General features: G+C 36.2%; 3 protein-coding genes. 1 reads left to right on the forward strand and 2 read right to left on the reverse strand.

All coding sequences use genetic code 11. The features are described from left to right. Nucleotides 1–167 precede the first annotated feature (167 nt). Nucleotides 168–869, reverse strand: a complete 702-nt coding sequence (gene deoD, locus AC06OU_RS00730; protein WP_475853437.1) for a purine-nucleoside phosphorylase — start codon at nucleotides 867–869, stop codon at nucleotides 168–170. A gap of 72 nt (nucleotides 870–941) precedes the next feature. Next, nucleotides 942–1,163: a YozE family protein gene (locus AC06OU_RS00735; protein WP_475853438.1), complete on the reverse strand. Its 222-nt coding sequence runs from the start codon at nucleotides 1,161–1,163 to the stop codon at nucleotides 942–944. Nucleotides 1,164–1,282: 119 nt separating this feature from the next. Here AC06OU_RS00735 and AC06OU_RS00740 point away from each other — a divergent pair, with 119 nt between their 5' ends. Continuing rightward, nucleotides 1,283–3,127, forward strand: a complete 1,845-nt coding sequence (locus tag AC06OU_RS00740) for a methyl-accepting chemotaxis protein (RefSeq protein ID WP_475853439.1) — start codon at nucleotides 1,283–1,285, stop codon at nucleotides 3,125–3,127. The last annotated feature ends 379 nt before the right edge of the window (nucleotides 3,128–3,506 follow it).

Consider the following 3,506-nt stretch of genomic DNA (forward strand, 5'->3'; position numbering starts at 1 on the left):
CCATAGGTTTAATCTTTACATATTTGGAAGATTCAGGCGATGATTGTTCCTGTTCTTCGTTTGTTCGCTGCTCTTGTTCGTCCAAAATCTTCACCCTTTTCGCACAATTCGTTTTTCAAAAAATAGACTGCCAAAAATGACAGTCTGTTTTTTTAAATATTACATCTTTATTTTAATGCTGCTTCTAATGCTACTACGATCATGTCATTAAAAGTTGTTTGTCTTTCTTCGGAAGAAGTAACTTCTCCAGTAATAATGTGGTCACTAACAGTCAATACAGCTAGTGCTTGTCTTCCGTATTTAGCTGCTAATGTATACAATGCTGCAGCTTCCATTTCAACTGCAAGAACACCATAGCTTGCCCATTTTTCATTTTGAGCATTTTCATTATAGAATAAGTCAGCTGTAAACACGTTTCCTACACGTAAGTTTAGTCCTGCTTCTTTACCTGCATTATATGCATTATATAATAAATTGAAATCAGCAGTAGGAGCAAAACTAATATCATCTAAAAGTACTTTATTCATAGAAGAATCAGAAGATGCTGATTGAGCAAGAATAACGTCACGTACTTTTACATCCTTTTGGATAGCTCCACAAGTTCCAACACGGATTAATTTTTGTACATCATAATCTACCATTAATTCAGTCGTGTAAATAGAAATTGATGGTACTCCCATTCCTGTCCCTTGTACAGAAACTCTTTTCCCCTTATATGTACCTGTGTAACCAAACATATTACGCACTTCATTATATTGCACAACATCCTCTAAGAAAGTTTCAGCAATATATTTTGCACGAAGTGGATCTCCTGGTAGTAAAATCGTGTCAGCTATTTCACCTTTTTTTGCATTAATATGAATACTCATTAATATAACCTCATTTCTAAAACTTATCGTGTTTATGATACCTTTTTTTACTATAAAATGCAATGTAGAAGCCTAGAGCGTATTGTCTTCGTATAACTCCCATATTTCATCAAAAACTATTGCCGCCATCTCTGGATGTGCGAGCTCCTCAATATACTCGGAAAGTGGCTGAAAAGATGTTTCTGCTTTTGGAAAATCATGCAGTAAAAACATTTGTTCCGCAAATAGAGCTTTAGCATCGGTCTTTTGACCTCCCCGGAATTTTAATGCAAATAAATAAAACGATTGATTCATATTATTTTTCCTCCTTTAGTCCTGAAGTAGTATATTAATTTAAAATTTTGTAGATAATTCAGTCTAAAACAATTAAACTAAAAATTATGATGATAAAACATTAGAAAGGAATGGCTCAATTGAAATATGGATTTAAATCGAAAAGAAACAAAATACCTAGTACGCCCAAAGTACCTAAACCAAAGAAACAGCGCAAATCCCTTAGTAGTCGTTCATTTTCCCTTTTTAAAAGGAATGCAAACAAAAGCTTTCAAAATACCAATTTGTTAAATTCCATACGTGGTAGAGTACTCATCATTTTTTCCGTCCTTATTATAATTCTATTTTCCATGCTTGTCCTTACTTCGGCCAACATGCAATCATCTCAGAAGGAACTAGAAAACTTTATAAACGTGGACATAAAAGAGCAGTTAATGGTCAATCAAATATCTGCGGATATTGCTAAACTTTCAAATGCAGAGCAAAGCTATATCATAACAGGTAAATCAAATTATATGTCAAGTTATAGAAGTTATAAAGATGCAATCGTTACTCGCTTTAAAGAATTGCAGGCTGTATATAAAGATCGACCTGATGAGCTTAAAAAAGTAACAGCAATTAACGAGCATTTTAATACATACCTTCAATATTCTGAACGTGCATTAAGCTTGAGAGACCAAAAAGGATTTGAGGCTGCTCAAAAGCTTGTAAATGCGGGAAGTGGCCGCACAGCCATGAGTCATGTAGATGTCCAAATCGAAGCAATGAACGAAGTGTTAGCTAAAAAGAACGCTAAGCAAATTGCACTCTTAAAGAGCGAAAATCAAAACGCTTTGAACATATTTATAGGCTTAACGATTTTCTCTGTATTATTAACTTTAGTATTTGGAATTGTACTATTTAATTCTATCAAAAGAAGTACTTATTCTATTAACCGTTCAATTTTAGAAATCGCTCAAGCTGGCGGTGATCTAACGAGAAGAGTAAAAGTTAGAACTAAGGACGAATTTGCTGAAATTGCTTCCAATACAAATGTTTTAATCGCTTCTATTGCTGATTTAGTTAGACGTGTAAGCCATTTAACCGAAAATGTTTCGGCTAGCGGTCAGGAATTGATGGCCTCTTCTGACGACACTGCTATCACAATACAATCAATAGCGGATTCTACAAACGAGATAGCATCTGGTAGTGAGCAGACTATGAAAAGCATGACCTTAGCTATTCAGAAAATGAATTCACTAGAAGAAGCAACTAGATATTTGAATGAGGATGCACAAGCTGTAAAAGTAGCGACTGATCACATGACTGCCGCTGCCAAACAAGGAGCATTGTCTGTTCAACATTCTTCAAATGTTATGTTAAATATAGAAGAAACGATGGCTAATACCTCTCAGACTGTTCAATCTTTAGGGACTAAATCGTATGAGATAACCTCTATTATTAAAACCATAACTGCAATTGCTGAGCAAACTAACCTACTGGCTCTAAATGCGGCAATTGAGGCTGCACGTGCTGGAGAACACGGACGAGGTTTTGCAGTAGTAGCAGATGAAGTAAGGAAGCTTGCAGAGCAATCTCAAAAAGCAGCAAAAGAGGTAACAGGAATTGTAACCTCCATTCAAACTGAGGTAACCTCTATTGTCAAACAAAATCACGAAGGGGTCGAAAATGTTATAAAAGGCGTTGAAGTAGCCAATGAAACAAGTACTTCCCTTGTACAAATTATGAAACAAACAGACGAAACGATTAGCATTATTAATAAAATGGTAAATCAGATAGAAAAAACACTGGAATTTAGCCAGGAAGTAGCTGCTTCCTTTATAGAAGTGACTCATATTGCAGAAAACACTGCGTCAAACACTGAAAACTCTGCTGCTGCCGCTGAACAAGGTAGTGCTGCTATGCAAGAAATCAATGCTTCCGCTGTTGAATTATCACACCAAGCGGACGAGCTTAGAAAAGTAGTGAACGAGTTCAAGTTATAATTTGTAAGTAATATAATCGTTTTAGCTAGCACTGAAAAATACAGTGCTAGCTTTTTTTATGTAAAACCAAAAAAGGTTTGTGATAAATCGCTTAGTGCAAGGTTCTCCCCCTCTCCGCTAGATTCACCTTTTCTCCGTTTGATTCTCTATCTTTAACACGTTCCATTGAAAAAAGCATGGATATGAATTCCATGCTTCAGACTATAGACAAACTACAAAAAATTTGGAGTTTGTCTATAGTCTTTTTTCTTTTAAAATAGAAGTAACGCGAGGAAGAGTTGATTTCCGCTACGAACGGACGCTTTCCGCGGGCACGGCTTCAGCCGCTTCCCTCGCTGCGCTCAGTCCAGGGTCTTCAGCTCGCGCTGTTCCCGCTGGA

This window comes from Psychrobacillus sp. (genome assembly GCF_056205495.1).